This window comes from Streptomyces racemochromogenes (assembly GCF_039535215.1).
Taxonomy (GTDB): domain Bacteria; phylum Actinomycetota; class Actinomycetes; order Streptomycetales; family Streptomycetaceae; genus Streptomyces; species Streptomyces racemochromogenes.
This window is the reverse complement of sequence record NZ_BAAAWT010000001.1, coordinates 6,892,463-6,919,263: the sequence shown is the minus strand read 5'-3', so window position 1 is coordinate 6,919,263 and position 26,801 is coordinate 6,892,463. Positions and strand designations below refer to the sequence as shown.

The following is a 26,801-nucleotide window of genomic DNA, read 5'->3' as shown; positions in this document are numbered from 1 at the left end:
CACCCCCGTGGACACCCTGGCCATCCCCTCCCCCGCCGACGCGACCGAGCTGTCCTGCGACGTCCTCGTCATCGGCGGCGGCACCGCCGGCACGATGGCCGCGCTGACCGCCGCCGGGCGCGGAGCGGACGTACTGCTGCTGGAGAAGGCGCACGTACGGCACTCCGGCGCCCTCGCCATGGGCATGGACGGCGTCAACAACGCGGTCGTCCCCGGCAGGGCCGAGCCCGACGACTACGTCGCCGAGATCACCCGCGCCAACGACGGGATCGTCGACCAGTCCACGGTCCGCCAGACCGCCACCCGCGGCTTCGACATGGTCAAGCGGCTGGAGTCGTACGGGGTGAAGTTCGAGAAGGACGAGCACGGCGAGTACGCGGTCCGCCAGGTCCACCGCTCCGGCTCCTACGTCCTGCCGATGCCGGAGGGCAAGGACGTCAAGAAGGTCCTCTACCGGCAGCTGCGGCGCCGCGAGATGCGGGAGCGGATCCGGATCGAGAACCGGGTGATGCCGGTCCGGGTGCTCACCCACCCGGACGACGGCCGGGCCGTCGGCGCGGCCGGGTTCGACACCCGCACGGGCGCGTTCGTCACGGTACGGGCGGGCGCGGTGATCCTCGCCACCGGCGCCTGCGGCAGGCTCGGGCTGCCGGCCTCCGGCTACCTGTACGGGACGTACGAGAACCCCACGAACGCGGGTGACGGCTACGCCATGGCCTACCACGCGGGGGCGGCCCTGACCGGGATCGAGTGCTTCCAGATCAACCCGCTGATCAAGGACTACAACGGGCCGGCCTGCGCGTACGTGGCGAACCCGTTCGGGGGCTACCAGGTCAACCGGCACGGCGAGCGGTTCGTGGAGTCCGACTACTGGTCGGGGCAGATGATGTCCGAGTTCGCGGCCGAACTCGCCTCCGACCGGGGGCCGGTGTACCTCAAGCTCAGCCACCTGCCGGAGGAGACCGTCTCCGCCGTCGAGTCCATCCTGCACAGCACGGAACGGCCCACCCGCGGCACCTTCCACGAGGGCCGGGGCCACGACTACCGCACCCACGACATCGAGATGCACATCTCGGAGATCGGGCTGTGCGGCGGGCACTCCGCCTCCGGGGTACGGGTCGACGACCACGCCCGCACCACCGTGCCCAGGCTGTACGCGGCCGGCGACCTGGCCTGCGTACCGCACAACTACATGATCGGCGCGTTCGTGTACGGGGACCTGGCCGGCGAGGACGCGGCGCGGTACCGGGCGTACGAGGGCGAGCTGCCGCGGGACCAGGTCGCCGCCGCCCACGAGCTGGTCTACCGGCCGCTGCGCAACCCGGACGGGCCGCCGCAGCCGCAGGTGGAGTACAAGCTGCGGCGGTTCGTCAACGACTACGTGGCACCGCCGAAGTCGGGGGCGAAGCTGTCCCTGGCCGTGGAGGCGTTCACCCGGATGTCCGGGGAGATCGCCGGGATGGGGGCGCGCACCGCGCACGAGCTGATGCGGTGCGCCGAGGTGTCCTTCATCCGGGACTGCGCGGAGATGGCCGCCCGGGCCTCGCTGGCCCGCACCGAGTCCCGGTGGGGGCTCTACCACGAGCGGATGGACCATCCCGAGCAGGACGACGCCGGCTGGCTGCACCACCTCGACCTGCGCAGGTCGGCGTCCGGGGCCATGGAGTTCACGGCGCGGCCGGTCGAGCCGTACACGGTGCCGGTGCCGGAGTTCACGCCGGTGGCGGGCCCGGAGCGGTGGCTCGGCGAGGTCGAGCTGGTCCCGGTGGCGACGGCCGGGCCGAGGGACGCGGCTCCGGCGGCGCGGCCGGGGGCCGCCGCCGCGGGGACCGCGGCGGCTGCGGCCGCGGGGCATCCGGCCGCGGGGGCCGTCCCCGCGCCGAGCCCCGCCCTGCCGCGGCTGCTGGCGCTGGCCGAGGAGGCGCCCGACCTGGAGGCGCTGCGCCCGTTCCTGGGCGACGCGGACGCCGGGGTGCGGGCGGCCGCCGTGGCGGTGCTCGCCGAGACCGTGCCGGACGGGGCCGGGCCGGCCCTCGCCGGGTGCCTGCGGGACCCGGCGCCCGAGGTGCGGGCCGCGGCGGCGGGTGCGCTGCGCGAGCTGGTGGAGGTGCTGCCCGCGGAGCCGGAGCTGGGCGCGGGGCTGCGGGCGGCGCTGGCCTCGGAGGATCCGGCCGTGCGGGCCGCCGCGCTGGAGGTGCTGCGGGCGCTGCGGCTGGGCGACGCCGGGGTGTACGCGGCCGCGCTCGCCGATGGCGGGATCGAGGTGCGCATCGCCGCCGTCCGGGCGCTGGTCTCGGTGGACGCCGTGCCGGAGCTGGCGGCGGCCGCCGCGGACCCCGCCCGCGAGGTCCGGGTCGCGGTGGCGCGGGGCCTCGCGGCCGTCCACGACCCGGCCCCGGGTCCGCTGGACCCGCTGCTCGGCGACGCCGACCCGCTGGTCCGGGGCGCGGCCCTGGCGGCGCTGGCCGCCACCGGGTGCCCGCCCGGGTACGCCGCGCTGGCGGGATCCGCGCTCGGCGACCCGGCGTGGCAGGTGCGGGCGGGGGCCGCGACGGCCCTGCGGGCGGCCCCGCCGGCGCGGGCCGTCCCGGCGCTGGCGAAGGCCCTGGACGACGGCAACGCGGACGTCCGCAAGGCGGCCGTGCTGTCCCTGCTCCGCCACCGGGACGACGACCCCGGGGCCCGGACCGCGCTGGCCTCGGCGACGGCCGACCCGGACGCGGACGTGCGCGCGTACGCCGCCCGCGCGGGGGCCTGACGGCCGAGGGGCGGGGGCCGGGGTCCGGTGCCAGGCTGGGGACCCCGCGGACCCGTGAAAGGCCGGCACCATGATCACCACCGATTACGTCCCCGGCTCCCCCTGCTGGCTCGACCTCGGCACCCCGGACGTGCCGTCGGCCGCGGCCTTCTACGGCGCCGTGTTCGGGTGGGCGTACGCGTCCATGGGCGGTATGGAGGGCGGGGTGTTCCGCAGGGACGGCAAGACCGTCGCCGGGCTGGGCAGGCTCACCGAGCGGGGCGCGCGCTCGGCGTGGATGATCTACTTCGGCGTCCCCGACGCGGACGCCGCCACCCGGGCCGTGGAGGCCGCGGGCGGCACCGTCCGGGTGGCTCCGATGACGCTGGACGACGCGGGCCGCATGGCACAGTACAGCGACCCCCAGGGCGGCCAGTTCGCCGTCTGGGAGCCGGGCACGGACCGGGGCGCCGAGCTGGTGGACGAGCCGGGCTCGCTGTGCTGGACCGAGCTGTTCACGAGCGACGCCGCGGCCGCGCGGGAGTTCTACGGCGGCGTCCTCGGCTGGCGCTTCAGTGACATGGAGCTGCCGGGCGGGGCGGGCACGTACGCGCTCATCACCCCGGCCGGCCTCCCGGAGGAGCGGATGCACGGCGGCCTGACGCGCCTCGACGAGGAGCACCTGGCGCTCACGCGGGGACGCGCGTACTGGCACCCGGTCTTCGCCGTCGCCGACTGCGACGCGGCGGTGGCGGCGGTCACCGCGCACGGCGGCACCACGCGCACGGGCCCGCAGGACGTGGAGGGCGTCGGCCGGCTCGCCGTCTGCCTCGACCCGTGGAACGCCGACTTCGTGGTCCTCGCCCCGTCGGGCGCCGACGGCTGAGCGGCCGGAAAACCCTGCGGGGCCGGGGCGCCGTCCTGCCTATGCTGCGGCCCATGGGACTGGACCTCACGCTGTTCACGGCGGACTGGGCACGGCTGCGCGCCTTCCCCGTCGGGGAGCAGGCAGACGCGCTCGGGGACGCCGTCCGGCCGCCGGCCGAGGACGGCCTCGGATGGCAGCGCCTCGTCGACGGCTGGAACTGGCCGCCGGGCCCAGAGTCGGCGTGGTGCGCGGAGTACTGCTTCTTCGGCACCACGGGCTCCGCACGCTTCCACTCCGACGCGGGCCGGGGGTGGGCCGACATGCGGCCGCTGGTCGACCCGTCCGTGCGCGAGGACCTGGACGTCTTCCTGGGCGGTCTGCTGTGGGGTGCGGACGAGGCGCGGGACCCCGCGCTGGGCGGCGGAGACGGGGTGTTCCCGCCGGTGCCCGGCGGGCGGTCGGGGGTCCTGCTCGTCAGCCCGCCGGGGGCGGTGGCGGAGCGGGCCGCCGCGTGGGGGCGGGTGGGCTCCCGGCTGGAGGCGCTGCGCGGGGCGTTCGCCGCCGAGTGCGTCGGCTGGGCCTGCCGTCCGCAGGTCTTCGAGGAGTTCACGGCGCTGCTGGGCGAGTGGGGCGACGTGACCGGGGAGGCGGCCCGTCGCGGCTGGGGGCTGGTGGGGCTGCCGTAGGGGGCGGGGATCCCGGCGCCGTTCGGGGCAGTGGTGGGCCGCGCCTGCCCGGGGCGGGGGGCCCGGCCGCGCATGCTGGGCGCGGGCCGTCGCGTACGGGGCCCTCGCCCAGCGACAAGGAGTACGGAATGTCATCGGACGTGGTGGAACGCTTCCTGGCCGCTCTCGACCCGGCCCATCGGGATGCCGTGGGCGGCCTGCCGCGCGCGGAGCAGGAGCGGCTCGCCGCCGACTGGGAGCGGGAGCTGGAGCGGGACACCGACCTGGACACGCTGGACGAGCTGTCGCCGCCGGCCGCCGAGCACGAGGCCGCCCGCCGGGTCGTGGAGCGGGGGACGGCGGAAGAGCCCCCGTTGTAAAAATCAGGTGGTTTGCATGCATATATCCCGTCCAGGCCGGGTATGACGCCAGCCCGAACCCCGAGGTCCCGTAGCGGTACGGGACGGCTCCTGGAGGCCTGATGACCTGGGCATCATGGACCACCCGCGGTGTCTTCGCCGGTCGCGGCGGTGTGCGGACCGCCGAGTCGGTACTGCTGACCGGTGAGCTCGACGTCCACACCACCTGGACCGAGGACGACCGCCTCGCCCGCGTCGCCGTCCAGCACAGCGGCGCGACGGAGTGGCTCACCCTGGCGGGCAGCCCCGCCCCCTGCCCGAGCGAGGAGGCCAGCCGCGCCCTGCACGACGCCGTGCTGCTGGCCGTACGCACCGGGGGCGAGGCCACGCTCCCGCATCCCGGCATCACCGCCCCGGCGGGCTGAGCCGGCCGGCGGGAACGCCGGCGAGGCGGACGAAGGCGCGGGCGTCGGTGACGGCCGCGCCGCCGGGGTCGTTGTTGAAGTAGACGTGGACGTCGGCCTCCGGGGGCCAGGTGTCGGCGATGCGCGCGGCCCAGCTCCGCAGGGCGGTGCGCCCGTACCGGGGCCAGGGGTCGGCGCGGCCCTCGTGGAAGCGGACGTAGCCCCAGTCGGCGGTGCGCCAGAGCGGTGTCACCGGACGTGAGCCCCGGTCCGCCCAGCACAGGGCGGCGCCCCGGCCGGTGAGCACGGAGCGCACGGCGGGCGTCCACCACGACTCGTGCCGGGGCTCGACGGCCACCCTGGTCCCGGCGGGGAAGCAGCCCAGGCACCGGTCCAGCGCCTCGGGGTCGCACCGCAGCGTCGGCGGCAGCTGGAGCAGGACCGGGCCCAGCCGGTCCCCCAGGCAGGCGGCGTGCGCCATCAGGCGGCCGACCGGTTCGGCCGGGTCGCGCAGGCGTTTGACGTGGGTGAGGAACCTGCTGGCCTTCACCGCCATCAGGAAGCCGGGCGGGGTGCGCTCGCGCCAGCGGGCGAAGGTCTCGGGCGAGGGCAGCCGGTAGAAGGCGTTGTTGCTCTCCACGGTGCGGAAGTGCTCCGCGTACTCCTCCAGCCACAGCCGCTGGGGCCGGTCGGGCGGGTAGAACACACCCTTCCAGTCCCGGTACTGCCACCCCGAGGTGCCGACGGTCACGGGCACGGCGCACCCCCGCCCGGGACCCGCCGGTCCGCCGCCGTCGACGGCAGCCCCAGCCAGAGGGCGGGGCACGCGGGGTCGTGGCCCGCCACGGCCTCCGGTGCGGTGAGCGCGAACACGTGCACCGTGACGGTCGGGCCGGCCTCACCGACCGGGCGCATGCGGTGGTAGAAGGTCTCGTCGAAGCAGAAGCCGTTGCCGGCGCCCACCTCGTCGGTGTGCGGGGCGTTGCCGAGCCGCGCCCGCTCGTGGGTGAGCGCGCCCCGGGCCACGAAGACCGCTCCCCGCATCCGCTCGTGGTCGAGGTAGGCGGCGCCCGGCGGCAGGCAGTCCCAGCCGAGGGCCCAGACGCCGAGGGCGTCGGCCCGGTGGAGCGGGAGCCAGCAGCCCTCGCCTTCGGCCTCGGCCAGCCTGGGCCGCCAGCGGTGGTAGTCGCGGCCCACGTCGTAGGCGATCTCCAGGAGTTCCTCGGGTTCCGGGGTGCGTTCGCCGCGCAACGCGGCCGGCCGGATGTCCATGGGTACACACCGCCTCGCATACCGTGCCCGGGCGCCGCGGCCGCACCCGGGCGTTCTGCACCCGGCGCCTGCCCCGAAGCCGCCGTTCCATGCCGGGCTGCCTTCCGATGCCCCTCCCGGGGATTTCCGGCGGGGAATCCGGGTAGCCGCATCCTGCGGCCTCCGGCGGTATTCGTTCCGCCGTCCGCCGAACGGCCCGGCCGGACGGCGCGGGGGCGCCGGCATTTTCCGTTCCGCCATTCAGGAGAGACCCGTGAAGTTCACGCGGGGGCATCGGATGCGCCGATGGCGCCGACGCCGGGCGCTCGCCCGGTGGACGCCCCGGGCCGTCGCCCGCAGGGCCTGCGGCCGGCTGGCGGTCCTGGGGTTGCGCCTGATGGCACGGGGGGTCCGGTTCGCGCTGCGGCGCGCGCTGCGGGCCGCACTGTAGCGGCCCGGCCAGGTTTGAAATCCCGTTTACGGTGTAGAAGCGAGATTGACCACGACTTCACGCGACGAGAAGAAGAAGGTGCCATGGGCATTATCGCTTGGATCCTCATCGGGCTGCTCGCGGGCATCATCGCCAAAATGCTGATGCCGGGGAAGGACCCGGGCGGAATCATCGTCACCATACTCATCGGAATCGCGGGCGGACTGCTCGGAGGATGGCTGGGCAAGGTGATATTCGGCGTCGACTCCATCGACGGGTTCTTCGAGCTCTCCACGTGGATCGCCGCCATCGTCGGATCGCTCATCCTGCTCGCCCTCTTCCGGTTGTTCAGCCGCGCCACACGGTGACGGAGGGCGCCGCGCAGGAGGCGTCCCAGATCAAGGCCCCGCCCCCCCGGGCGGGGCCTTCGTCGTCAGGGGTCGAGGAGGGGGCCGAGCGGGCCCAGGTCGAGGTTCAGGTCCTCCAGGGCGTACCCGTGCTCGGCGCACAGCTCGCTCATGCGCTCGTGCAGGGCGAGCAGGGTGGCGCCGAGTTCCTCCTCCTGCGCGTCGGTGAGGTCTCCGGCGTCGACCCGGCGCAGGGCCTGGCGTTCGATGAGCTGGCGCAGGAGTTCCACGAGGGTGAGGACGAGCTTGAGGAGGTCCTCCCCCGCGCTCTCGGGGCCGGTACGGACGCGGCGGGCCGGTGTCCGGGGCCCGTCCGGGGCTTCGGGCGGTGCCCGCAGCAGGCGGAAGGCGTCGGCCAGCGTGTCGCCGACGGGCGTGAGGTCCGGGGGGCGGTGCGGCCGCGCGGGGCGTTCGGCGGTCACGGCTGCTCGCCGCCCCGGGCGGTGGGGCCGACGGAGGTGATCAGGGCGCGCAGGGAGATCCGTACGAGGTCGATGTCCGCGACGGACAGGACGACGTCCCCGACGATGACGACGCCGCCGGCCAGGAGCCGGTCGAGGAGGTCGACGAGGGCGACCTGCCGGCCCGGCAGGGTCTCGTCCCGTTCGGCGGGGTTCATGACGGACCGCCGTGCCGGGGTTGCGGCACGGCGAAGGAGTAGGGCGCCCAGGGGCCGGTGAGTTCGACGCGGACGCCCGGCAGGCCGTCGGCCGCGTGCCGGACCGCGGCGCGGAAGGCGTCGGCTTCGCCGTCGGGTACGAGGTAGGCGTCGTTGAGGACGTTCTCGCCGCCGTCGCCGCCGGCCAGCGGGCCCGTCTGGGGCGGGTGCCGCACGACGTGGGTGGCGTACCGGCCGGCGGTGTCGGCGATGCGCTCCGCGGCCCGTCCGGCCTGGCGGCCCCGGTCCTCGTGGGCGCGGTGCTGGGCCTTGCGGGCCCGCAGGTAGGCCTTGCCGGGGCTGACGGGATCCTCGCCGGCGGGCGGGGTTCCGCCGGGGTCCGGGGGGCCGGCGTCCGGGCGGATGTAGACCTTGACCCCGTACTCGGCGTGGCGGGCCAGGAGGGCGAGTCCCTCGGCGAAGGCGTCGTACTGCTCGCGCAGTGCGCCCAGGGCCCGTTGGTCGTCCTGGTAGAGGGTGGCCATGCGCAGGGGCAGGACCGTGGTGCGGCCCATGAGTTCCTCGATGACGCTGTGGTGGGCCCTGGCGGTCCCTTCCAGCCAGGACAGGTCCTCGAAGCGGGACCTGAGCGCCTCCTCGCCCCACTCGGCGCCCGGGACCCGGCTGACGACGAACGCCGGGGCTCCGTTCGTGGTGCCGTCGGGCGCGAGGAGGGCGACCGCGGCCCCGGCCACCCCGCGGAGCCCGGCCAGGAGCCCCTCGAGCCCGGGGGTGGCCCCGGCGACGGCGTAGACGTAGGTGAGGGCCGGTTCAGGCGTCACGGGACGGCCTCCTCGGGGCGTCGGCGTCCGTGCGCTCGCGGCGCAGCTCCTCCAGCTCGGCGCGCAGTCGCCGGTTCTCCTGTTCGAGCGGGTCCCGGGCGTGCCCGGAGGAGAGCGAGGGGTCGTGCTCCCACCAGTCGATGCCCATCTCCTTGGCCTTGTCCACGGAGGCGATGAGGATCCGGAGCTTGACCGTCAGCAGCTCGATGTCGAGCAGGTTGATGCGGATGTCGCCGGCGATGACGATGCCCTTGTCCAGGACGCGTTCGAGGATGTCGGCCAGGCTGCCCGAGGAGGCGGGCGGATAGGACGCCGGGCCGGCCCGCGACGGAAGGGGGCCCAGCCGGCTCACGAGCGGGTCAGTCACGGTCCCCCACCTCCCCGGTCACGGCAGGCCCTGCCTGAAGCGCGCGATCTCGTCGAGGCGGTCGAGGAGTTCCTCCTCCGCCCCGTCGAAGGCGGCCTGGTCGATCTCGCCGCGCCGCAGCTGTCCGTCGAGTTCTGCCAGGGCGGCCCACACCGGCGCCGGGTCGTAGTACTCGGCCTCGGCCTTGTCCGCGACACGCTGCGCCACCCACATCACGGCGCGTACGGGCGCCAGCGGCGCGGTGACCAGGCTGGTCAGCAGTCCCATGGCTCCTCCCGGCGGCTACACGAAGCTGTAGGGGGGCAGTGGCCCGGTGAAGCGGAAATCGATGTCGTCGGCCTGCCGGGCGAGGTCGGCCCCGGCCTCGACGAAGGCGTTCCTCCGGTCGTCGGGGACCAGCAGGGACAGGTTGAGCAGGTCGCCGTCCGCCGGAGCCCTGACGCTGTGGTCCCGGGCGAGGGGGATGAGGGCCCGCACCAGCGCGGCGGCCAGCTCCTCCTGCCGCTCGCGCACCTGCGCCGCGACCAGTTCGCCGAGCTGGAGCGGCAGCCGCGGGTCGGAGTCCCCGGCCTTGATGCGCTCGTTCAGCAGCCTTGCCTGGGCCGAGTCCTCGAGGATCTCCCTGAGCAGCCCCTCTTCGGCCCGGGAGGCCTTGCGACGTTGTACTCGACGCAGCCGTCGAGCCGCTCCAGGGCCTCCAGGTAGGCGTCGGCGCCCTCCTGGAGCACCTCCGTGACCGCGAGGTCGTCGGGGGCGGTGTATCCGAACTGGAGGGGGAGCACCGTTCCGTCGGCCATGAGGCGTTCCTGGACCTCCTGGTGGGCGGCCAGGTCCCGGCGTCTGGGCCTGATCTCCTCGTCGACGTCGCTGACGACCGCGCGCAGGCTCCCGGCCGTGACGGCGCGCAGCGGCGCGGGGTCCGCGCCGACGCCGGTCAGGCCGTCCAGCCGGCAGGGGTGGCCGGCGGCGACGATCGAGTACACGTAGAGGACCATCGCCTACTCCTTCTCGCGCCGGACGGGACGCCGGGCCGGGCGGCGGCGCCGGGGGGCTTCCTGCTCCTCGGGCTCCTCTTCGGGCTCCTCCGGCTCCTCCTCCTGGTCGGACCTGCCGCCCAGGGACTGGGTGAGGGCGTCCACCGCTCCGCCGAGCACGCCCTTGCTCTTGCCCCGGGAGCCGCTCTCGACCACGTCGCCGACGATGTCGGTCAGCTGGGCGGGAGCCTTGCGGCCGGCCTCCAGGTCGAGCCTGTTGCAGGCTTCGGCGAAGCGCAGGTAGGTGTCGACGCTCGCGACGACGATCCGGGCGTCGATCTTCAGGATCTCGATCCCGACCAGGGAGACGCGTACGAACACGTCGATGACGAGGCCGCGGTCGAGGATCAGCTCCAGGACGTCGTAGAGGTTGCTCGTGCCTCCGCCGGCGCCGACGCCTGCGCCCGCGCTCCTGCTGAGGCTGTTTCCGCCCTGCGGCATGACAGTCATGGCCGCTTCCCTTCGGGGCCGGTCCGTCAGCCCGGCCTGTCGATCATGCCCCGGCTGTACCGCCGGGTCCGTTCGTAGGAGATCAGCTCGCCGTCCTCGTCCATGGTGACCTTGTAGCTGGCCAGGACGCTGGTGGTGTCGGGGATGCGTTCCAGTTCGAGCACCTCCACCTGCGCCTCCCAGCCGTCTTCGGTGGGCCTGAGGGAGGACACCGACTCGGGTGTGCGCCCCAGCAGCTGGGCGAGCTGTCCGGCCGCGAGGCGCATGGCCGCGGCGGCGCCGGTGACACCTCCGCGCGGGGGCGCGGGGGCCCTGCGCGCCGAAGCCTTGCGGCGCGGCCTGCTGGTCTGGGCGTCCGGGGCGCCGTCGTCGTCCGTGGGGCGTCGGCGGCGGGCCGGCTCTGCTGCGGCCATGAGCCACTCTCCTCGCGAAGTATCCGCGCACCGTGAAGGGAACAGGTTCATGGACGACACGACGAAGATCGCTCTGGCGGCTGCCATCGTCGGAGGGTACGTACTGGGGCGGGCGAAGAAGGGACGTCTGGCCTTGAGTCTGGCGACCTACGCGGCCGGCCGGCGGCTGGGCCTCGACCCGAAAGAGCTCGCGATGCAGGGCGTGAAGAAGCTCGGCGAGATGCCGCAGGTCGCCGAGCTCGGCGACCAGCTCAGGGGTGAGGCCCTGGACGCAGGCCGGAAGGCCGTCTCGGCCGCGGCGAACCGGGGGCTGTCCCAGCTCGCCGACACGCTCCACGACCGCACCCTCGCCCTCACCCGCGGCCGTGACGAGTCGGGCGCCGAGGAGGAGGACGAGGACGCCTACGAGGAGCCGGAGGAGGGCTACGACGACGAGGAGGAGCCCTACGAGGAGGACGAGGAAGGCGAGGAGCAGGACCTGGAGCCGGAGGACGAGGAAGAGGAGCCCGAGGACGAGGAGGAGCCCGAGGACGAGGACCGGGAGCCGGAACAGGAGGAGGAAGAGCCCGAAGAGGAGGAGGAAGAAGAAGAGCCCGAGGAGGAGGAAGAGCCCCCGGCTCGCCGCCGGCCCGCCCGCCGCGCTCCCGCCCCCCGCACCGCCGGGACGGCACCCCGCCGGGCACGCGCCCGCGAGGCACCCGCGAAGAAGGCGGCACCGGCGAAGAAGGCGGCACCCGCGAAGAAGGCCGGCGGCGGCACCGGGAAGACCTCGGTCGGCGCGGCCTCGAAGCGGGCCCCGGCGAAGAAGACGGCGAGCGGCACGAGGTCCGGGACGGCCTCCTCCGGCGCCGGAGGCCGGGCTCCGGCCAAGAAGGCGGCCGGCCCGCCCGCGAAGAAGACCGCGGCCAAGAAGACCGCGGCCAAGAAGACGGCGGCCAAGAAGACCGCGGCGAGCAAGACGACGGCGAGCAGGGGCTCGGCCGCCCGGCCCGCTTCCAAGTCCGCCGCCAAGAAGACCGCGGCGAAGAAGACCACGGCCAAAAAGACCGCGGCGAAGAAGACGACGGCCCGTCGCAAGCCGGCCGCGCGGAGGTGAGGTGAACCATGGCCACCACACGACAGGGCGCCGGTGGCGCCGAGTCCGGTCTCGACAAACTGATGGGCGAACTGTCCTCCTACCTCTCCGCCCAGGCCGGCCAACTGGCGGACAAGGCGGTCGACAAGGTCGGCGACCTCACCGACGGCCTGTACGACGTCGCGGAGAACGGCGGCTCGCTGGCCGGCGTGGGCGGCCGGCTCCTCCAGGGCGACTCGCCCGTCAAGGCCGTCGTCGGGCAGACCCTCGGGGGCCTCAAGGACAAGGTCACGGACCTGGGATCCGGCCTGCTCGGCGGCGGCAAGGGCAAGGGCCGGAGCCGCAAGGGCAGTACCAAGGCCATCAACATGGTCGAGTCGCTGGACGTGGGCGTACCGCTCCGTACCGCGTACGACCACTGGACCCGGTACGAGGACTTCAGCAGCTTCGCGAAGGGCGTGCGCAGCGTCTCGCAGGGCGACGACACGACCTCCGACTGGAGGGTCAAGGTCGGCCCGTCCACCCGCAACTGGAAGGCCACGGTCCAGGAACAGGTGCCCGACGAGAGGATCGTCTGGACCACCGACGGCCCCAAGGGGACCACGCGCGGCTGCGTGAGCTTCCACGAGCTCGCCCCGTCCCTGACCCGGATCCTCCTGGTAGTGGAGTACTACCCCTCCGGGCTCTTCGAGAGGACGGGCAACCTCTGGCGGGCACAGGGCCGCCGGCTGCGTCTGGACCTGAAGCACTTCGACCGCTACGTCACCCTGGCCACCGATGAGCCGGAGGGCTGGCGCGGGGAGATCCGGGACGGCGAGGTCGTGGTCACCCACGAGGAGGCCCTGGAGAACGAGGAGGCCTCGGAGGGCGAACCCGAGGACGAGGAGTACGAGGACGAGGAGTACGAGGACGACGGCGAGGCCGACGAGGCCGGCGAGGACGCCGAGGACTACCCGGAGGAAGACGACGAGGACGAGGAGGAGGACGCGGAGGACCAGGAGCCGGCCGAGGACGAGGACGAGGACGAGGACGCGGAGGACCAGGAGCCGGCCGAGGACGAGGACGAGGACGAGGAAGGCGAAGAGGAGGACGACGAGGGCGCGGAGGACGAGTACGAGGACGAGGCACCCCGTCCCCGGAGACGCCGGCGCTGAGGAACCGGCCTCGCGGAGGCCGGAGGGCGGCAGGGGCCCGGAGCGTTTGCCAGCCGCTACGGGCGGCAGGAGACTGGTGTTGTCAGCGTGGCCCCGCCGCGGGAATCAGGGCTGGTCGGCGCCAACGCTTCGACCTCCCCTGGCCAGTTGGAAGTCAAGGGCCCCCCTGCGTTCCGGTATCTCAAATCCTGCGGCGAAGACGATGAACCGTCAACCGTTGGTCCTCTCACTCAGGAGGTGCCCCATGAGTAGGACCCGACCGATCAACTGCATCATCCCGCCGTACATCCTCGACAAGCTCATGGAGAGCGAAGACAGTGAGGTGCGGCAGGCGGCGCTGGACACTCTGCTGACCACCGCCCGCCTGCGGGGCGAACGGGATATCCGCGCGGGACTCTCCGCGCTGTCCGCCGCCCCCGGCGACTCCCGGCGCACCGTCTTCGACTGCGAGCACAGCGAAGACCTCGCCGACGCGGTCGCGGCCCGGTCGGAGGACGGCCCGGAGTCCCCGGACGAGGCCGTGAACCGGGCGTTCGAGGCGCTGGGCCTGACCCGGGACTTCTACAAGGAGGTGTTCCAGCGCAATTCGATCGACGACCGGGGGATGCGCCTGAACGGGTTCGTCCACTTCGGTGTACGGATCAACAACGCATTCTGGGACGGCGGTGAGATGCTCTTCGGCGACGGGGACGGGGTGGAGTTCAGCAACCTCACCGGGTCCCTCGACGTGGTCGGCCACGAGTTGACGCACGGTGTCACCGAGCACACCTCGAACTTCGAGTACCACAACCAGTCCGGGGCCCTGAACGAGTCGATGTCGGACGTCTTCGGCTCACTGGTCAAGCAGTGGTCCATGAAGCAGACCGCCGAGGAGGCCGACTGGCTGATCGGCGCCGACGTGTGGACGCCGGGCATCGAGGGAGACGCCCTGAGGTCCATGAAGGCGCCGGGCACGGCCTACAACAACCCGCTGGTCGGCAAGGACCCGCAGCCGGACCGGATGAGCAAGTTCGTCCACCTGCCCGACACGCCGCGGGGGGACAACGGCGGGGTGCACTTCAACTCCGGCATTCCGAACAAGGCGTTCTACGCGACGGCGATCGGGATCGGCGGATTCCCGTGGGAGCTCAGCGGCCGGATCTGGTACGAGGCGCTCAGGACGTCGGGGCGCCGGGACACGTTCCAGGTCTTCGCGGACCACACCTTCCAGCAGGCCGGCAGGCTGTTCGGCGCCGGCAGCCCCGAACAGGCGGCCGTCGTGGCGGGCTGGCGGGAAGTGGAGATCCAGATCACCGGAGTCCCGCCGGGGCTCGCGGGTGCGCGGTCCTTCGCGGTCAACGGGCACGGAGGTGCGGGCCGGGACGCCGATCTGGCGGCCCTGACCCGGCAGATCGCCACGCTCAGCGACAAGGTGACGGGACTGGCCAAGGAAGTGGCCACCCTGAAGGGCTCCAGGTGACGATGAAGGTCACCCTGGAGCAGTACGGCGGGCTGGCGGCGGCCGCCAGCCTCCGCCGGCCACCCGATGTGCTGGACTCGGCCGCCCTGCCCCAGGGCGCCGCGGCCGAGCTGGAACGGCTGGTGGCCGCGGCCGCGGCGGCGCCCCCGCCGGAGGATCCCGGCCGCGCCAGGGATGCGAAGGGCTACGCGATCACGGTGGAGGACGGCGGCCGCTCGACGGTCCTCGAACAGTCGGACGCCGCCATGTCCCCCGCATTCGCGGCCCTGCTCGCCTGGCTCCGGGACCGCTTCGCGCGCGGGTGACTCAGCCGGCGTCCCGCTCGAAGGTCCGCAGCAGGTCCGCCGCGACCCCGACCGCGATGACCGCCGGCTCCTTGCCGGTGATCTCGGTCATCCCGATCGGGGTCTTGATCCGGTCGATGGCGGCCGCGTCATGGCCGCCCTCGGTCTCCAGGCGCCGGCGGAACCGGGCCCATTTGGCGGCCGAGCCGATGAGCCCGACCGAGCCGAGACCGGGGGTGCGCAGGGCGGCGTCGCACAGGGCGGCGTCCTCGGCGTGGTCGTGCGTCATGATCAGGACGTGCGTGCCGGGCGCCAGCTCCCCGAGCACCTCCTCGGGCAGCAGCGGCACCTGGTGCACGTGGACCTGTGCCACCGCGTCCGCGAGCACCGAGAGCCGCTCGTCCGAGAGCTGGTCGGGACGCGTGTCGATCAGGTGCAGGTCGAGATCGTGGCGGGCCAGGATCCGCGCCAGCTCCAGGCCGACGTGCCCGACCCCGAACACCGCCACGGCCGGGACCACCGGCAGCGGTTCGAGCAGGACGCTGACCGCACCCCCGCAGCACTGGACGCCGTGCGGGCCGGTGACCTTGTCGTTGAGGGCGAAGTCCATCAGCTCGGGCTCCGGATCCGGCGTGCCGATCACCTCGCGGGCGCGGTCGATCGCCACGGCCTCGATGTTGCCGCCGCCGATCGAGCCCCACGTCGCGGTCCGTCCCACGACGAGTTTGGCGCCGGCCCTGCGGGGTGCGTGGCCGCGCACGGCCGCGACGGTCACGAGCGCGCCGGGTTCCCGGCGGGCCCGCAACCGCGCGACCGCGGCCACCCAGGTCATGTCAGACATTGCTCAGGACGCTCGCGTCGGCGGGGACCCCGCCGGCGCCGCGCGCGCCGCCGCGACGGGCGGACTCGATCGCCCAGTACACCGCTTCCGGCGTCGCGGGCGAGGCGAGTTCCACACTGGCACCGGCGGGCCCGAACGCCGCCGCGGCCTGCCGCAGCGCCTCCCGTACCGAGAAGGCCAGCATCAGCGGGGGCTCGCCGACCGCCTTGGAGCCGTAGACCGCGCCCTCCTCGGTGGCGTTCTGCAGCAGGGTCACGTTGAACTCCTCGGGCATCTCCGAGAAGCTCGGCAGCTTGTAGGTGCTGGCCGCCTGGGTCAGCAGCCGGCCCCGGTTCGGCCCGTCGCCGGTGTCCCAGCGCATGTCCTCCAGGGTCAGCCAGCCCGCGCCCTGGACGAAGCCGCCCTCGACCTGGCCGATGTCGATCAGCGGGGACAGGCTGTCGCCGACGTCGTGCACGATGTCGACCCGCCGGATACGGTACGCGCCGGTGAAGCCGTCCACCTCCACCTCGGCGGCGGCGGCGCCGTGGGAGAAGTACTTGAACGGCGAGCCCTGGAAGGACTTCGGGTCCCAGTGCAGCCCCTCGGTCCGGTAGAAGCCGGCCGCCGACAGCTGGACCCGCTGGAAGTACGCGGTGCGCACCAGGTCGTCCCAGGCCAGCTCCTTGTCGCCGCCGACGACGCGCGCGACGCCCTCGACGATGCGCACGTCCGAGGCATTCGCGCCGAGCTGGGTGGCGGCGACCTGGAGCAGCCGTCCGCGCAGCTGCTCGCAGGCGTTCTTCACGGCCGCGCCGTTGAGGTCGGCGCCGGCGCTGGCCGCGGTGGCGGAGCTGTTGGGCACCTTGTCGGTCCGGGTCGGCGCGAGGCGCACCTTGTGCAGCGGGATGCCGAGGGAGGTGGCGGCCACCTGGATCATCTTGGTGTGCAGGCCCTGGCCCATCTCGGTGCCGCCGTGGTTGATCAGGACCGAGCCGTCCTTGTAGATCAGTACCAGTGCGCCGCCCTGGTTGAAGGCGGTGAGGTTGAACGAGATGCCGAACTTGACGCCGGTGATCGCGAGGGCCCGCTTGGTGTGCGGGTGCGCGGCGTTGAAGGCGGCGATCTCGCGTTCGCGGTCCGCCAGGAGGCCGTTCTCCTTGACCTGCTCCCAGACGGCGGAGATCCGTTCGGGCTGCCTGACCTGCTGTCCGTAGGGGGTGGACTGGCCGGGCCGGTAGAAGTTCCGTTCGCGCAGTTCCCTGGGGCCGATGCCGAGGAGCGGGGCGCAGCGGCCCATGATGTCCTCGATCACGAGCATGCCCTGGGGTCCGCCGAAGCCGCGGAAGGCGGTGTTGGAGACCTTGTTGGTCTTCGCGATGCGGCCGCGGACGTGCGCGTTGGGGATCCAGTAGGTGTTGTCGATGTGGCAGAGGGCGCGGGCCACGACCGGTTCGGAGAGGTCCAGGCTCCAGCCGCCGTCGGCGGTCAGGGTGGCGTCCAGGGCCTGGATGCGGCCCTCGGCGTCGAAGCCGATCTTCCACGCGGCGTGGAAGCCGTGGCGCTTGCCCGACATGGTCAGGTCCTGGGTCCGGTTGAGGCGCAGCCGCACGGGCCTGCCGGTCAGCCGGGCGCCGAGTGCGGCGACGGCCGCGAACCCGTGGGGCTGCATCTCCTTGCCGCCGAAGCCGCCGCCCATCCGCAGGCACTGCACGGTGACCTCGTGGCTGTGCAGGCCGAGGACGTGGGCGACGATCTCCTGCGTCTCCGAGGGGTGCTGGGTGCTGCTCTGGACGAACACCTGCCCGGCCTCGTCGACATGGGCGAGTGCGGCGTGGGTCTCCAGGTAGAAGTGCTCCTGGTCGGAGAAGCGGAACTCGCCGGTGAAGACGTGGGCGGAGTCGGCGAAGCCCGCTTGGACGTCGCCGGTCACCATCTCGGGCCGGGCGCCGTGGAAGCTGCCGGCGGCGATGGCCTCCTCCAGGGTGACCACGGAGGGCTGTTCGTCGAGTTCCACTTCGACGGCCGCGGCGCCGAGCCGGGCCGCTTCCGGGGTCTCGCCGAGCACCCAGGCCACGGCGTGGCCGTGGAACTGGACCTCGTCGGGGAAGAGCGGTTCGTCGTGCTTCATGCCGGCGTCGTTGACGCCGGGCACGTCGGCGCCGGTGAGTACGCGGACCACGCCGGGGACGGCGAGGGCGGGCCCGGTGCGCAGGGCGGTGATCCGGCCGCGGGCCTTCATGACCTGGACCGGGTGGGCGTGCAGGACGTCCTTGGTGCGGTGGACCAGGTCGTCGGTGTAGAGCGCGGCGCCGGTGACGTGGAGGGCCGCGCTCTCGTGCGGCAGCGGGAGGCCGACCGCGGGCTTCTCGGGGCGTTCGGACAGGTGGCTCATGACGGCACCGCCTCGGTGGTCTGTGCGTACAGCTTCAGCAGGCTCTGGCCGAGCATCGCGGAGCGGTACTCGGCGCTGGCGCGGTGGTCGTCCATCGGGGTGCCCTGGGCCCGCAGGACCGCGGCGGCGGCCCGGGCGGTCTCCTCCGTCCAGGGGCGGCCCTCCAGGGCGGCCTCGGTGGCGAGGGCGCGGATGGGGGTGGCGGCCACGCCGCCCAGGCCGATGCGCGCCTTGCGGACGACGCCGTCCTCGATGTCGAGGGCGAAGGCGACGGCCACGCTGGAGATGTCGTCGAAGCGCCGCTTGGCGATCTTGTGGAAGGCGGTGACGGGTGACAGGGGCAGCGGGACGCGCACCGCGCGGATCAGCTCGCCGGGCCGGCGGACGCTCTGCCGGTAGCCGGTGAAGTAGTCGGCGAGGGGGACCTCGCGCTCGCCGTCGGCGTCGGCGAGGAGCACCGACGCCTCCAGCGCGAGCAGCACCGGCGGGCTGTCGCCGATGGGCGAGCCGGTGCCCAGGTTGCCGCCGAGGGTGGCGCTGTTGCGGATGAGGCGGGAGGCGAACTGCGGGAAGAGTTCCGCGAGCAGGGGAACGGTGTTGTCGAGGCGGCGTTCGATCTCGGTGAGGGTCTGGGCCGCGCCGATGACGAGGGAGTCGGGTTCGACGCGCAGTTCGCGGAGTTCGGGGAGCCGGTCGACGGCGACGACGCAGTCGGCGCGGCGGGCGCGGATGTTGACCTCGACGCCCCAGTCGGTGCTGCCGGCCACGACGACCGCGTCGGGCCGGTCGCGCAGCAGCCGCAGTGTCTCGTCGAGGGTGGCGGGGCGCAGGAACGCGCTGTCGTCCAGGGTGTATTCGGTGGTGGCCGGGGCGGGCGGGGACTGTTCGCGGCGCAGGGCCAGCGGGTCGTCCTCGGCGGGGGTTCCGACGGCGTAGGCGGCGTCGCGGATGGGCCGGTAGCCGGTACAGCGGCACAGGTTGCCGCTGAGCGCGTGCAGGTCGAAGCCGTTCGGTCCGTGCTCGGCGTCGGCGGCCGGTTCCGGGTGTGCGCAGCGTCCGGGCCGGTAGTACTCGGCGGCCATGCTGCAGACGAACCCCGGTGTGCAGTAGCCGCATTGGGAGCCGCCGCGGACCGCCATCTCCTCCTGGACGGGGTGCAGGGCGGGCGGGGTGCCGGGGGCGCCGGGGGTGGCGAGGCCTTCGGAGGTGACGACCTCCTGCCCGTCGAGCGCCGCGACCGGGACCAGGCAGGCGTTGACGGCCACCCAGTCGGTGGGCTTGTCGACGCCGGGCCGGGCCACGAGGACGGAGCAGGCGCCGCACTCGCCTTCGGCGCAGCCCTCCTTGGTGCCGGTGAGGCCGCGCTCGCGCAGGAAGTCGAGCACGGTGGTGTGGGGCGTCGCGGGCGCGATGGGGGTTTCTTTCCCGTTGACGGTGATCCGTGCCGCTACCACGGCCGGTCCTCGTCTCGGTGCGCGGTGGAGCTGATCGTCCTAGTCGCCATTTTTCAGGAGCCTTCTGTTTCGGAGGCGCGGCCGGAGAACCCGGAGAGCGCACATGGGCGCGCGACGGCGCGCCTCAGGCGGTGACAGAGAATCGAAAAAGGAGCCGGGGCCGCAATCGGGCACGCCGGTGGGGAGGGGCTGTTCAGCAGCCGTGTGCTACACGGCCCGGAGCCCAGGCGACCTGGTGGGCGAGGCGAAGCGCCGCGGAGGGGGTCGACATCCGACTTCGCCTCCTTACGTCCACTCACGAGCCGGTCCGGCAGAAGCTACGTTGCCGCAGGTCCATCGGTCAAGCCGCCGTGGACGGACCCGGTGGCGCCCTTCCGGGGGGCTCCGCCGCCGGGTTCAGTCGGCCAGTTGGGCGATCCAGCCGTACGGGAGTTCCTCGCCGTCGACGGTGACGGCCTCGACGGCCCGGCTCTCGGGGTCGATCTCGGCCTGGACCCCTTCGCCCTGGTAGCGGGGGTATCCGGAGACGCCGGTGGCTCCGGTGGCCTCCACGCGGGCGGTGCGCAGGACCGCACCGTGCCCCTTGGCGTCCTGGGCGGTGCCCGGCGGGCCGGGGCGCAGGACGACGGTGTACCGGTCGGGTGCGGGGCGGGCGGCGGGAGTCATGGGGTCAGGCTAGTGACCGGGCCCGCCGCGGGCCCAGAGGCGCGGCCGGGGCCCGGGTCCCGGGCCCCGCGGGGACCGTGCGATGGAAAAAGTTTTCCACCGGCGCCTATCGAATGCCCGTGCGCTGGGAATGCTGCGGGTAATCTCCCGCCCCGGCCCGGCGCCCCCTCCCGGCGTCGCTCCGTCCCGGCATCCCGTTCAGCGCCCCGCCCGGGCGGGCCTTCCGTTCTGAGCCCTCGGGAGGCACCACGCCATGCACTCGGCCCCCACGAAGCCCTCGGCCCCCAGCCGCCGCGATCTCCTCGCCGGCCTCGGTCTGGCCGCCGCGGCCCCGCTCGTCCTCGGCGCCGCGCCCCGCCGCGCACCCCTCGACCAGCTCTCGCCCGCCGCCCGGGGCGGCCGTACGGTCCTGCTCCGCGGGGCCTCCCTGGTGCTCACCATGGATCCCGCCCTCGGCAGCGGTCCCCTCGGCGCCGTCGGCGACGCGGACGTGCTGATGCGGGACGGCGCCATCGCCGCCGTCGGCCCGGCGCTGCCGACACCGCCCGGTGCCCGGGTGGTGGAGGTCCCGGGCAGGCTGGTGATGCCCGGGTTCGTCGACACCCACAACCACCTCTGGCAGGCGGCGATCCGGGGCGGGTGCACCGACCGGGACCTGTTCGGCTGGTTCCGGGGGTGTACGGATCCCCTGCGCGGGCGCCTGACCCCGGCGGACCTTCACAGCATCGTGCGGCTCGCCGCCCTGGACGCCGTCCAGTCGGGCGTGACGACGCTGCTGGACTGGGTGGACATCTTCTCGTACGACCTGATCGAGAGCTACGTGCGGGCGCTGGCCGGCACCGGGCTGCGGTTCACGTACGCCATGTACCCGCCGGCCCCGGACGCGGTCCTGCTCACGAAGGTGAAGCGGGAGCTCGTCGACCCGCTGCCGCTCGCTTCCTTCCAGGTCGCCACGCACGCGGCGCGGGCCGCCGAGTCCCACAACCGCGCCCACTGGGAGGCCGCCCAGGAGCTGGGGGTGATGCTCAACTCCCATGTCCTGGAGCGGCCCGAGCAGCGCGCCGACGATCCCCTCGGGGTGCTCGCCGACATCGGCGCGATGGGCCCGCGGCTGCTGATCAACCACGCCGTCCACCTGACGGACGCGGAGATCGCCGCCGTCGCCGGGCACGACGTGCGCGCGGCCCACTGTCCGCTCAGCAACATGCGGCTGGCCTCCGGCATCATGCCGCTGTCCGACCTGGCGGGCCGGGGCGTCAAGGTCGGGCTCGGGCTGGACGGCGGGACCAACGACAGCTCCGACTTCCACGCGCTGATGAAGGCCGCCGTCGGCCTCCAGCGCGTCCGCACGACCCGGGCGGGGGTCTTCCCGCAGGTGTCCGACGTGCTGCGGATGGCCACCCTGGGCGGCGCCGAGGTGCTCGGCATCGAGGACCGGGTGGGCTCCCTGACCCCCGGCAAGCGGGCCGACGTCGTGGTCGTCGACCCGGCCGCGCTGAACTTCGCGCCGCGCTTCGACTGGGTCGGGCAGATCGTCTTCAACGGGCGGCCCGAGAACGTCGAAGCCGTTTTCGTGGACGGACGCGCGCTCAAGCTCGGCGGCCGGCTGGTCGGCGTCGACACCCGGCGCGTCGTACGGGAGGCCGAGGCGGCCGCGACCCGCCTGCGTACGGCCTGACCTGCGGGACGGGGTCTCCCGACGGCTCCCGACGGGCCCCGACAGTCTGCTTTCCGGCGTTCCCCACGGCTTCCAAGTGGGCGGGGAAGCCGGGGCGTTGTCCTCGCCGAGACGGATGGAATCGGTGAGTCCGCAACCCTTGACGGGGTTTCACGGGCCCTCACATACTGACGGCCAAATCGATTTGGCCCCTTCGATCCGGCTCCCTTGCGAGCCGGATCGCGGCCCAACGCCGGAGCGAGCCGAACGGAGCTCGAACGTGTCCAGTCCCAGCACTCTCCCCCACCCCGTGGACCAGTCCCGCCCACTGAGCCGGATCCTCCTGTTCGGTGTCCAGCACGTCCTCGTCATGGCCGCCACCCCCGTCTCGGCGATCTTCCTGATGAGCGCCACCCTCCGCCTCGACCCCGGCCTCACCGTGAACCTGCTCTCGGCGGCCTTCGTGCTCTCGGGGGCCGGCTCGCTGATCCAGTCGCTCGGCCCCTGGAAGTTCGGGCCCCGGCTGCCGTTCGTCATGCTGCCCGGCGGGGCCGCGCTGATCCTGTTCCTGGCCATCGCCGAGGAGCACGGCGTACGCACCGCCACCGGAGCGGTGATCATCAGCGCGGCGTTCTACTTCGTCGTCCTGCCGGTCTTCTCCCGCCTGCTGAGGTTCTTCCCCACCCTGGTCATCGGCACGATGATCGTCATCGTCGGCGTCAACCTGGTGAAGGTGGGCGCGCTGCTCGTCACCGGCCGCCCCGGGACTCCCGGCTTCGCCGACCCTGCGAACCTGGCGCTGGGACTCGCGACGATCGGCTTCACCGTCGCCCTCTACTGGCTGTTCAGCGGCGTCCTGCGGCAACTCGCGGTGATGCTGGGCCTGATCGCCGGCAGCCTGCTCGCCTTCGCCCTCGGACGGCTCGACTTCGGCGGGATCACCGACGGCGGGGTACTGAGCGCGCCCCAGCTGATGCCGTTCGGCACGCCCGAGTTCCACCTCGTCGCCGCGCTGCCCCTGATGCTGTACGGCCTGGCCTCCATGGCGGAGGCCACCGGGCAGACCGTCATCAACGCCGAGACCGTCGGCAAGGAGATCGACCGCCGCACGCACGTGCCCAGGACCATCCGCGGTGACGCCCTCGTCTCCCTGCTCGCCGGCTTCCTCGGGCTGCCGCTGATGGTGACCAGCGGCGAGAACATCGGCATCGTCCGGGTGACCGGCGTCCGCAGCCGGTTCGTCACCGCGGCCGCCGGGGTCGTGCTCATCGTCATCGGCTTCCTCGCCCCGGTGATCCGCGCCATCAGCGTCATCCCGTCCGCCGTCGTCGGCGGCACCGCCATGGTGGTCTTCGCGGTCATCACCGTGCTCGGCGTCCAGATGCTCGGCAGGGCCGGACTCGACCGGCACTCCCACGCCTTCATCTGCGCCGTCGCCCTCGCCCTGGGCCTGCTGCCGATCCTCGTCCCCGGCGTCTACGCGGGCCTGCCGTCCGGCGCGCGGATCCTGCTCGAAAGCGGCGTCGCCGTGGGCGCGTTCACCGCCGCCGTCCTCAACGTCCTCTTCCACCACGTCAGGCCCCGGCTGTCCGCCGGCCGCACCGCACGGCCCGCGCACTCCCCCGTCGACGCCGGCGGCCCCCGCCCCCTGCCCCATGCGTGACCCGTACGCGAAGGACGAGATGACCCACCCCATGAGCCGTGACACCGCCGGCACCACACCCTGCTCCCCCGCCGCGCAAGCCCCGCTGACCGCGTCCCGGCTGACGGCGGACGTACAACTCCTGGCACCCGCCCTCGTGATGACGCCCCAGGGCCCCGTGGAGCGGTACGCGGCCGTCGTCGCCGACGGCTCCTTCCTCGCCGTCGGGCCGGCCGCCCGGCTGGAACGCGAACATCCGGACCTGACCCCGGTCCGGCTGCCCGGGCACGTGCTGATGCCGGGCTTCGTGGACGCGCACCACCACCTGACGCAGAGCTTCGGCGCGGCGCTGGCCTTCGGCGAGCCCTCCGAGATCTTCAGCCGCGTGTGGGTCCCCCTGGAGGGCGCCCTGGACGAGGAGTCCGCGCACGTCGCCGCGAAGCTGGCCGCCCTGGAATCCCTGCGGGGCGGGTTCACCACCGTCGCCGACGCCGGCACCCGGGCCCCGGTGGACGTCGACGCCCTGGCTCGCGCCACCACCGAGGCCGGCATCCGCTGCGTGCTCGGGCTCGTCTGCAACGATGCCGACGGCACCGCGCGCACGGACCGCACCGCCGTCCTGGCCGCCGCCGAGAAGCACCTCGCCCGGTACGCCGGCGCGGAGCTGGTACACCCGTCGCTGGCCGTCTCCGTCCCGGAAGCCGCCACCGCGAAGACCCTGCGGGACACCGCACGGCTCGCCGCCGAAGCGGGCGCCGTCGTCCAGGTCCACGTCAACGAACACCTCGCCGCCGTGGAACGCTCCCTCGTCCGGCACGGCCTGCGCCCCCTGGAGTACCTGCGCGAAGCCGGCGCCCTGGGACCGCAGTTGCTGGCCGCGCACGCCACCCTGGTCACCCCGGCCGAGCTGACCCTGCTCGCCGACACCGGCACCGCCGTGAGCTACAACCCGGTCGCCAGCGCCTGGAAGGGCAACGCCGTGGCACCGGCCACCACCATGGCCGAACGCGGGATCCGCTTCGGCCTGGGCACGGACGGCACCCGGGGCGACGCCTTCCGCCTCGCCGAGGCCGCCGAGTTCGCCCAGCGGCTCGCCTACGGCCTGGCCACCGGCGACTCGTCCTGCGGCGCCGGCTGGTCCTGGCTGGACCGCGGGGGCGCGGGCGGCGCCGACGCCGTCGGCCTCGGCGCGCTCACCGGCCGGATCGCCGCCGGGGCGGCCGCCGACTTCCTGCTCGTCGACGTGAGCGGGCCGGAGATGCGGGCGTCCTGGGACCTGCCCTGGGAGCTGGTCCGCCGCGGCAACCGCGACCAGATCACCGCGGTGTTCACGGCCGGCCGGCTGCGGATGTGGCGGGGCCGGGCCGTCGGCTGGGACGACCGCGCGCTCGTCGAGCGGGCGGCCGAGCTGGCCGCGGAGGTCGTCGGGCGGGCCCGGGTGACCCGCGTGCACCCCACCTCCACGCGCGCCCGGGCGGGGAGCGCCGCCCGGTGAGCGCCCAGGCGGTGGCGGTCCTCGCCCTGGTGGTGGCGGCCGCCGCGTTCGTCCAGGGCACCAGCGGCCTCGGGTTCGCGCTGGTCGTCGCACCGGTGGCCGGACTCCTCGACCCCTCCCTGCTCCCGGTGTTCGTCCTCGCGTCGATGATCCCGCTGAACGTGTACGTGGCCTGGCGCGAGCGGCGGTCCCTGGACCTGCGCGGAGCCGGCTGGATCACGGCGGCCAGGCTCGCGGCGACCCCCGGCGGGCTGGCCCTGCTCTGGGCCGTGCCGGAGCGGCGGCTCGGCCTGGTCGTCGGCGTGGCGACCCTCCTGGCGGCGGCCGTGAGCCTCGCGGCCCCGGCCTTCGTGCCCGGCCGCGCCGCCTATCTGGGGGCGGGGGTCGTCACGGGGCTCACCGAGACCGCGACCGGGGTGGGCGGGCCGCCGCTGGCCCTGGTCTACCAGCACCGTCCGCCGGCGGAGCTGCGTGCCACGGTCGCCCTGTGCTTCCTGATCGGCGAGGTGGTCTCGCTCGCCCTGCTCCTCGCGACCGGGCGGGGCACCCCGGCACAACTGGGCTGGGCCGTGCTGCTGTTGCCCGCCCTGGCGGCGGGGGCGTGGCTGAGCCGGCTGGCGCACCACCGGGTCGACGCCGCACGGATGCGCCCCCTGGTGCTCGGGTTCGCGCTCGTCTCCGGCGCCGTGCTCATCCTGGCGCCGTGACGCGCAGCGACGAGGCCCGCGCCACGAGACGGGGCTCGGGCGGCGCCGCGACGGCGGCCTGCGCACCGCGCAGCCGTGCCAGGAGCAGTTCCACCGCGTCGGTGGCCGCCCGGTCCAGCTGGAGGTCGACGGCCGTGAGCGGGGGTTCGCAGGTACGGGCGCGCGGGCCGTCGTACCGGGTGGCCACCAGCACGTCCTCGGGGACGCGCCGGCCGCTGTCGCGGATCGCGCGGACGGCGCCGGCCGCGAAGACGTCCACGAGGGCGCAGACCGCGTCGGTCCGCGGGTGTTCGGCCAGCAGGGCGGCGCAGGCGTCGTAGCCGGCCTGCTCGCCGCCCTCCTCCGGGGCGGTGACGACGACGGGCGGCCAGCCGCCCGCGGCCGCGGCGCGTTCGTACGCGGCGCGGGCGTCGACGGAGGAGTGCCGGCCGCCCGCGCCGATGAGGAGCGCCGGACGGCGGGCGCCCTGGTCGCGCAGGTGCCCCAGCAGCAGTTCGGTGACCGGGCCGCCGCGCAGGTCGACGTACGGGGCGTCCCCGGGCGCGGACACCTCGCGGCCGAGCGCCACGTACGGCAGGCCCCGCTCGCGCAGCTGCGTGACGGCCGGGTCGTCCTCGCCGGGCTCGACCACGATCGCGCCGTCGATGTCGAGGGAGTGCAGGGCCGATCCGGACCGCACGGGCGGGACCAGGACGAGCGCGTAGCCGTGGGTCATGGCGCGTTCGGCCGCGGCGGCGGCGATCTCCATGTAGAACCCGAGCCGGGAGGGGCCGGCGGCCACCGAGAAGGGCATGGAGGAGGCGAGCGCGATGGCCTTCGCCTGGCCCTGGCGCAGCCGCTGGGCCCGCAGGTTGGGCCGGTAGCCGAGTTCGGCGGCGGTCCGCTTGACGCGTTCGCGGGTCCGGGGGTCGACCTTGCCCAGCCCGTTCAGCGCGTGGGACACGGTGGTCGGGGACACCGACGCGGCCCGCGCGACGTCGGCGATCGTCGGCGGCCGTCGGCGGGAGCCCTCGGCGGGAGCGGCGCCGGGACCGGAACCGGGACTGGACATCTGCGCGGGGCTCCTCACTCGATCGGCCGGGACGGTGCCATCTTCGCCGACCCGCCCGGCGTCCTCCAGACCCGGCGGCGGGGTAAGGATCGAACGAAGAGCCGAACGCCGGATCCG

Annotated in this window: 31 protein-coding genes; 15 read left to right on the top strand and 16 right to left on the bottom strand. The window is 74.1% G+C overall.

Annotated features, from left to right (window positions below; translation table 11 throughout):
* The first annotated feature begins 16 nt into the window (after positions 1–16).
* The 5 genes from ABD973_RS32010 to ABD973_RS31990 all read left to right on the top strand — a co-directional run bounded on the left by ABD973_RS32010 (position 17) and on the right by ABD973_RS31990 (position 5,054).
* Entirely contained in the window at positions 17–2,758 is a 2,742-nt protein-coding gene (locus ABD973_RS32010) for a fumarate reductase/succinate dehydrogenase flavoprotein subunit (RefSeq protein ID WP_345504823.1), read from the top strand.
* A gap of 70 nt (positions 2,759–2,828) precedes the next feature.
* Complete coding sequence (locus ABD973_RS32005; protein ID WP_345503671.1) at positions 2,829–3,623, top strand: VOC family protein; 795 nt, start codon at positions 2,829–2,831, stop codon at positions 3,621–3,623.
* 53 nt (positions 3,624–3,676) lie between these two features.
* Positions 3,677–4,291 carry a hypothetical protein gene (locus ABD973_RS32000; RefSeq protein WP_125819914.1) on the top strand — a complete coding sequence of 205 codons (615 nt, stop codon included), beginning with the start codon at positions 3,677–3,679 and terminating at the stop codon, positions 4,289–4,291.
* Positions 4,292–4,419: 128 nt separating this feature from the next.
* The gene (locus ABD973_RS31995; RefSeq protein ID WP_345503668.1) at positions 4,420–4,650 is read left to right on the top strand and encodes a hypothetical protein; all 231 of its coding nucleotides are present in this window, start codon (positions 4,420–4,422) and stop codon (positions 4,648–4,650) included.
* Between the two features lie 101 nt (positions 4,651–4,751).
* Positions 4,752–5,054: a hypothetical protein gene (locus tag ABD973_RS31990; RefSeq protein WP_125594962.1), complete on the top strand. Its 303-nt coding sequence runs from the start codon at positions 4,752–4,754 to the stop codon at positions 5,052–5,054.
* On the opposite strand, the gene ABD973_RS31985 is transcribed toward ABD973_RS31990, so the two are convergent.
* Positions 5,035–5,790 (bottom strand): DUF72 domain-containing protein, encoded by a 756-nt coding sequence (locus tag ABD973_RS31985; RefSeq protein WP_125819915.1) that lies wholly within the window; start codon positions 5,788–5,790, stop codon positions 5,035–5,037. The genes ABD973_RS31990 and ABD973_RS31985 overlap by 20 nt on opposite strands.
* Positions 5,781–6,305: a cupin domain-containing protein gene (locus ABD973_RS31980; protein ID WP_345503665.1), complete on the bottom strand. Its 525-nt coding sequence runs from the start codon at positions 6,303–6,305 to the stop codon at positions 5,781–5,783. Before ABD973_RS31980 ends, ABD973_RS31985 begins: the two co-directional genes overlap by 10 nt.
* 253 nt (positions 6,306–6,558) lie before the next feature.
* Between ABD973_RS31980 and ABD973_RS31975 the strand changes: the two genes are divergently transcribed.
* Together ABD973_RS31975 and ABD973_RS31970 are read left to right on the top strand one after the other, a co-directional pair.
* On the top strand, positions 6,559–6,735 hold the full coding sequence (locus ABD973_RS31975) for a hypothetical protein (RefSeq protein ID WP_164720816.1): 177 nt from the start codon (positions 6,559–6,561) through the stop codon (positions 6,733–6,735).
* An 83-nt stretch (positions 6,736–6,818) separates the two neighbouring features.
* A complete protein-coding gene (locus ABD973_RS31970; RefSeq protein WP_125594959.1) occupies positions 6,819–7,082 on the top strand; it encodes a GlsB/YeaQ/YmgE family stress response membrane protein in 264 nt (87 codons plus the stop codon).
* Positions 7,083–7,147: 65 nt separating this feature from the next.
* On the opposite strand, the gene ABD973_RS31965 is transcribed toward ABD973_RS31970, so the two are convergent.
* From ABD973_RS31965 to ABD973_RS31925, 9 genes are read right to left on the bottom strand one after another with little or no spacing between them, the layout of a single operon-like run.
* Positions 7,148–7,543, bottom strand: a complete 396-nt coding sequence (locus ABD973_RS31965) for a gas vesicle protein K (RefSeq protein ID WP_125819917.1) — start codon at positions 7,541–7,543, stop codon at positions 7,148–7,150.
* Entirely contained in the window at positions 7,540–7,740 is a 201-nt protein-coding gene (gene gvpJ, locus ABD973_RS31960) for a gas vesicle protein GvpJ (protein WP_125819918.1), read from the bottom strand. The genes ABD973_RS31965 and gvpJ overlap by 4 nt, the downstream gene beginning before the upstream one ends.
* Positions 7,737–8,561, bottom strand: coding sequence for a GvpL/GvpF family gas vesicle protein (locus tag ABD973_RS31955; protein WP_345503662.1), 825 nt, complete (start codon positions 8,559–8,561; stop codon positions 7,737–7,739). Before ABD973_RS31955 ends, gvpJ begins: the two co-directional genes overlap by 4 nt.
* The gene (locus ABD973_RS31950) at positions 8,551–8,904 is read right to left on the bottom strand and encodes a gas vesicle protein (protein WP_125594975.1); all 354 of its coding nucleotides are present in this window, start codon (positions 8,902–8,904) and stop codon (positions 8,551–8,553) included. The genes ABD973_RS31955 and ABD973_RS31950 overlap by 11 nt, the downstream gene beginning before the upstream one ends.
* A 42-nt stretch (positions 8,905–8,946) precedes the next feature.
* Positions 8,947–9,195: a gas vesicle protein GvpG gene (locus ABD973_RS31945; protein ID WP_345503659.1), complete on the bottom strand. Its 249-nt coding sequence runs from the start codon at positions 9,193–9,195 to the stop codon at positions 8,947–8,949.
* Between the two features lie 15 nt (positions 9,196–9,210).
* Positions 9,211–9,519: a GvpL/GvpF family gas vesicle protein gene (locus ABD973_RS31940; protein WP_345504821.1), complete on the bottom strand. Its 309-nt coding sequence runs from the start codon at positions 9,517–9,519 to the stop codon at positions 9,211–9,213.
* Entirely contained in the window at positions 9,513–9,923 is a 411-nt protein-coding gene (locus ABD973_RS31935) for a GvpL/GvpF family gas vesicle protein (protein ID WP_345503657.1), read from the bottom strand. The genes ABD973_RS31940 and ABD973_RS31935 overlap by 7 nt, the downstream gene beginning before the upstream one ends.
* 3 nt (positions 9,924–9,926) lie before the next feature.
* The gene (locus ABD973_RS31930) at positions 9,927–10,412 is read right to left on the bottom strand and encodes a gas vesicle structural protein GvpA (protein ID WP_345503655.1); all 486 of its coding nucleotides are present in this window, start codon (positions 10,410–10,412) and stop codon (positions 9,927–9,929) included.
* A 26-nt stretch (positions 10,413–10,438) separates the two neighbouring features.
* Positions 10,439–10,825, bottom strand: coding sequence for a gas vesicle protein GvpO (locus ABD973_RS31925; RefSeq protein WP_345503653.1), 387 nt, complete (start codon positions 10,823–10,825; stop codon positions 10,439–10,441).
* 49 nt (positions 10,826–10,874) lie between these two features.
* Here ABD973_RS31925 and ABD973_RS31920 point away from each other — a divergent pair, with 49 nt between their 5' ends.
* The 4 genes from ABD973_RS31920 (at position 10,875) to ABD973_RS31905 (ending at position 14,818) form a co-directional block, all read left to right on the top strand.
* Entirely contained in the window at positions 10,875–11,921 is a 1,047-nt protein-coding gene (locus ABD973_RS31920; RefSeq protein WP_345503651.1) for a histone protein, read from the top strand.
* Positions 11,922–11,929: 8 nt separating this feature from the next.
* Entirely contained in the window at positions 11,930–13,054 is a 1,125-nt protein-coding gene (locus tag ABD973_RS31915) for an SRPBCC family protein (protein WP_345503649.1), read from the top strand.
* Positions 13,055–13,298: 244 nt separating this feature from the next.
* Positions 13,299–14,513, top strand: a complete 1,215-nt coding sequence (locus tag ABD973_RS31910; RefSeq protein ID WP_125594949.1) for a M4 family metallopeptidase — start codon at positions 13,299–13,301, stop codon at positions 14,511–14,513.
* A 2-nt stretch (positions 14,514–14,515) separates the two neighbouring features.
* Complete coding sequence (locus ABD973_RS31905) at positions 14,516–14,818, top strand: protealysin inhibitor emfourin (protein ID WP_164721038.1); 303 nt, start codon at positions 14,516–14,518, stop codon at positions 14,816–14,818.
* Between the two features lies 1 nt (position 14,819).
* On the opposite strand, the gene xdhC is transcribed toward ABD973_RS31905, so the two are convergent.
* From xdhC to ABD973_RS31885, 4 genes are all read right to left on the bottom strand, one after another.
* Entirely contained in the window at positions 14,820–15,629 is an 810-nt protein-coding gene (xdhC, locus tag ABD973_RS31900; protein WP_125823814.1) for a xanthine dehydrogenase accessory protein XdhC, read from the bottom strand.
* 1 nt (position 15,630) lies between these two features.
* Positions 15,631–18,012 carry a xanthine dehydrogenase molybdopterin binding subunit gene (xdhB, locus tag ABD973_RS31895; protein WP_125819923.1) on the bottom strand — a complete coding sequence of 794 codons (2,382 nt, stop codon included), beginning with the start codon at positions 18,010–18,012 and terminating at the stop codon, positions 15,631–15,633.
* Positions 18,009–19,466, bottom strand: a complete 1,458-nt coding sequence (locus tag ABD973_RS31890; RefSeq protein ID WP_345503645.1) for a xanthine dehydrogenase small subunit — start codon at positions 19,464–19,466, stop codon at positions 18,009–18,011. Before ABD973_RS31890 ends, xdhB begins: the two co-directional genes overlap by 4 nt.
* Positions 19,467–19,862: 396 nt before the next feature.
* Positions 19,863–20,132: a hypothetical protein gene (locus tag ABD973_RS31885; protein ID WP_185899303.1), complete on the bottom strand. Its 270-nt coding sequence runs from the start codon at positions 20,130–20,132 to the stop codon at positions 19,863–19,865.
* 253 nt (positions 20,133–20,385) lie between these two features.
* On the opposite strand from ABD973_RS31885, the gene ABD973_RS31880 reads away from it, so the two are divergent.
* The 4 genes from ABD973_RS31880 (at position 20,386) to ABD973_RS31865 (ending at position 25,633) form a co-directional block, all read left to right on the top strand.
* On the top strand, positions 20,386–21,810 hold the full coding sequence (locus tag ABD973_RS31880) for an amidohydrolase family protein (protein ID WP_345503643.1): 1,425 nt from the start codon (positions 20,386–20,388) through the stop codon (positions 21,808–21,810).
* Positions 21,811–22,069: 259 nt separating this feature from the next.
* Positions 22,070–23,452, top strand: a complete 1,383-nt coding sequence (locus ABD973_RS31875; RefSeq protein WP_345503642.1) for a uracil-xanthine permease family protein — start codon at positions 22,070–22,072, stop codon at positions 23,450–23,452.
* 31 nt (positions 23,453–23,483) lie between these two features.
* Positions 23,484–24,926 carry an amidohydrolase family protein gene (locus ABD973_RS31870; RefSeq protein WP_206436467.1) on the top strand — a complete coding sequence of 481 codons (1,443 nt, stop codon included), beginning with the start codon at positions 23,484–23,486 and terminating at the stop codon, positions 24,924–24,926.
* Positions 24,923–25,633, top strand: coding sequence for a sulfite exporter TauE/SafE family protein (locus ABD973_RS31865; RefSeq protein WP_125819926.1), 711 nt, complete (start codon positions 24,923–24,925; stop codon positions 25,631–25,633). Before ABD973_RS31870 ends, ABD973_RS31865 begins: the two co-directional genes overlap by 4 nt.
* On the opposite strand, the gene ABD973_RS31860 is transcribed toward ABD973_RS31865, so the two are convergent.
* The gene (locus tag ABD973_RS31860; RefSeq protein ID WP_345503638.1) at positions 25,617–26,684 is read right to left on the bottom strand and encodes a LacI family DNA-binding transcriptional regulator; all 1,068 of its coding nucleotides are present in this window, start codon (positions 26,682–26,684) and stop codon (positions 25,617–25,619) included. The genes ABD973_RS31865 and ABD973_RS31860 overlap by 17 nt on opposite strands.
* Positions 26,685–26,801: the final 117 nt, after the last annotated feature.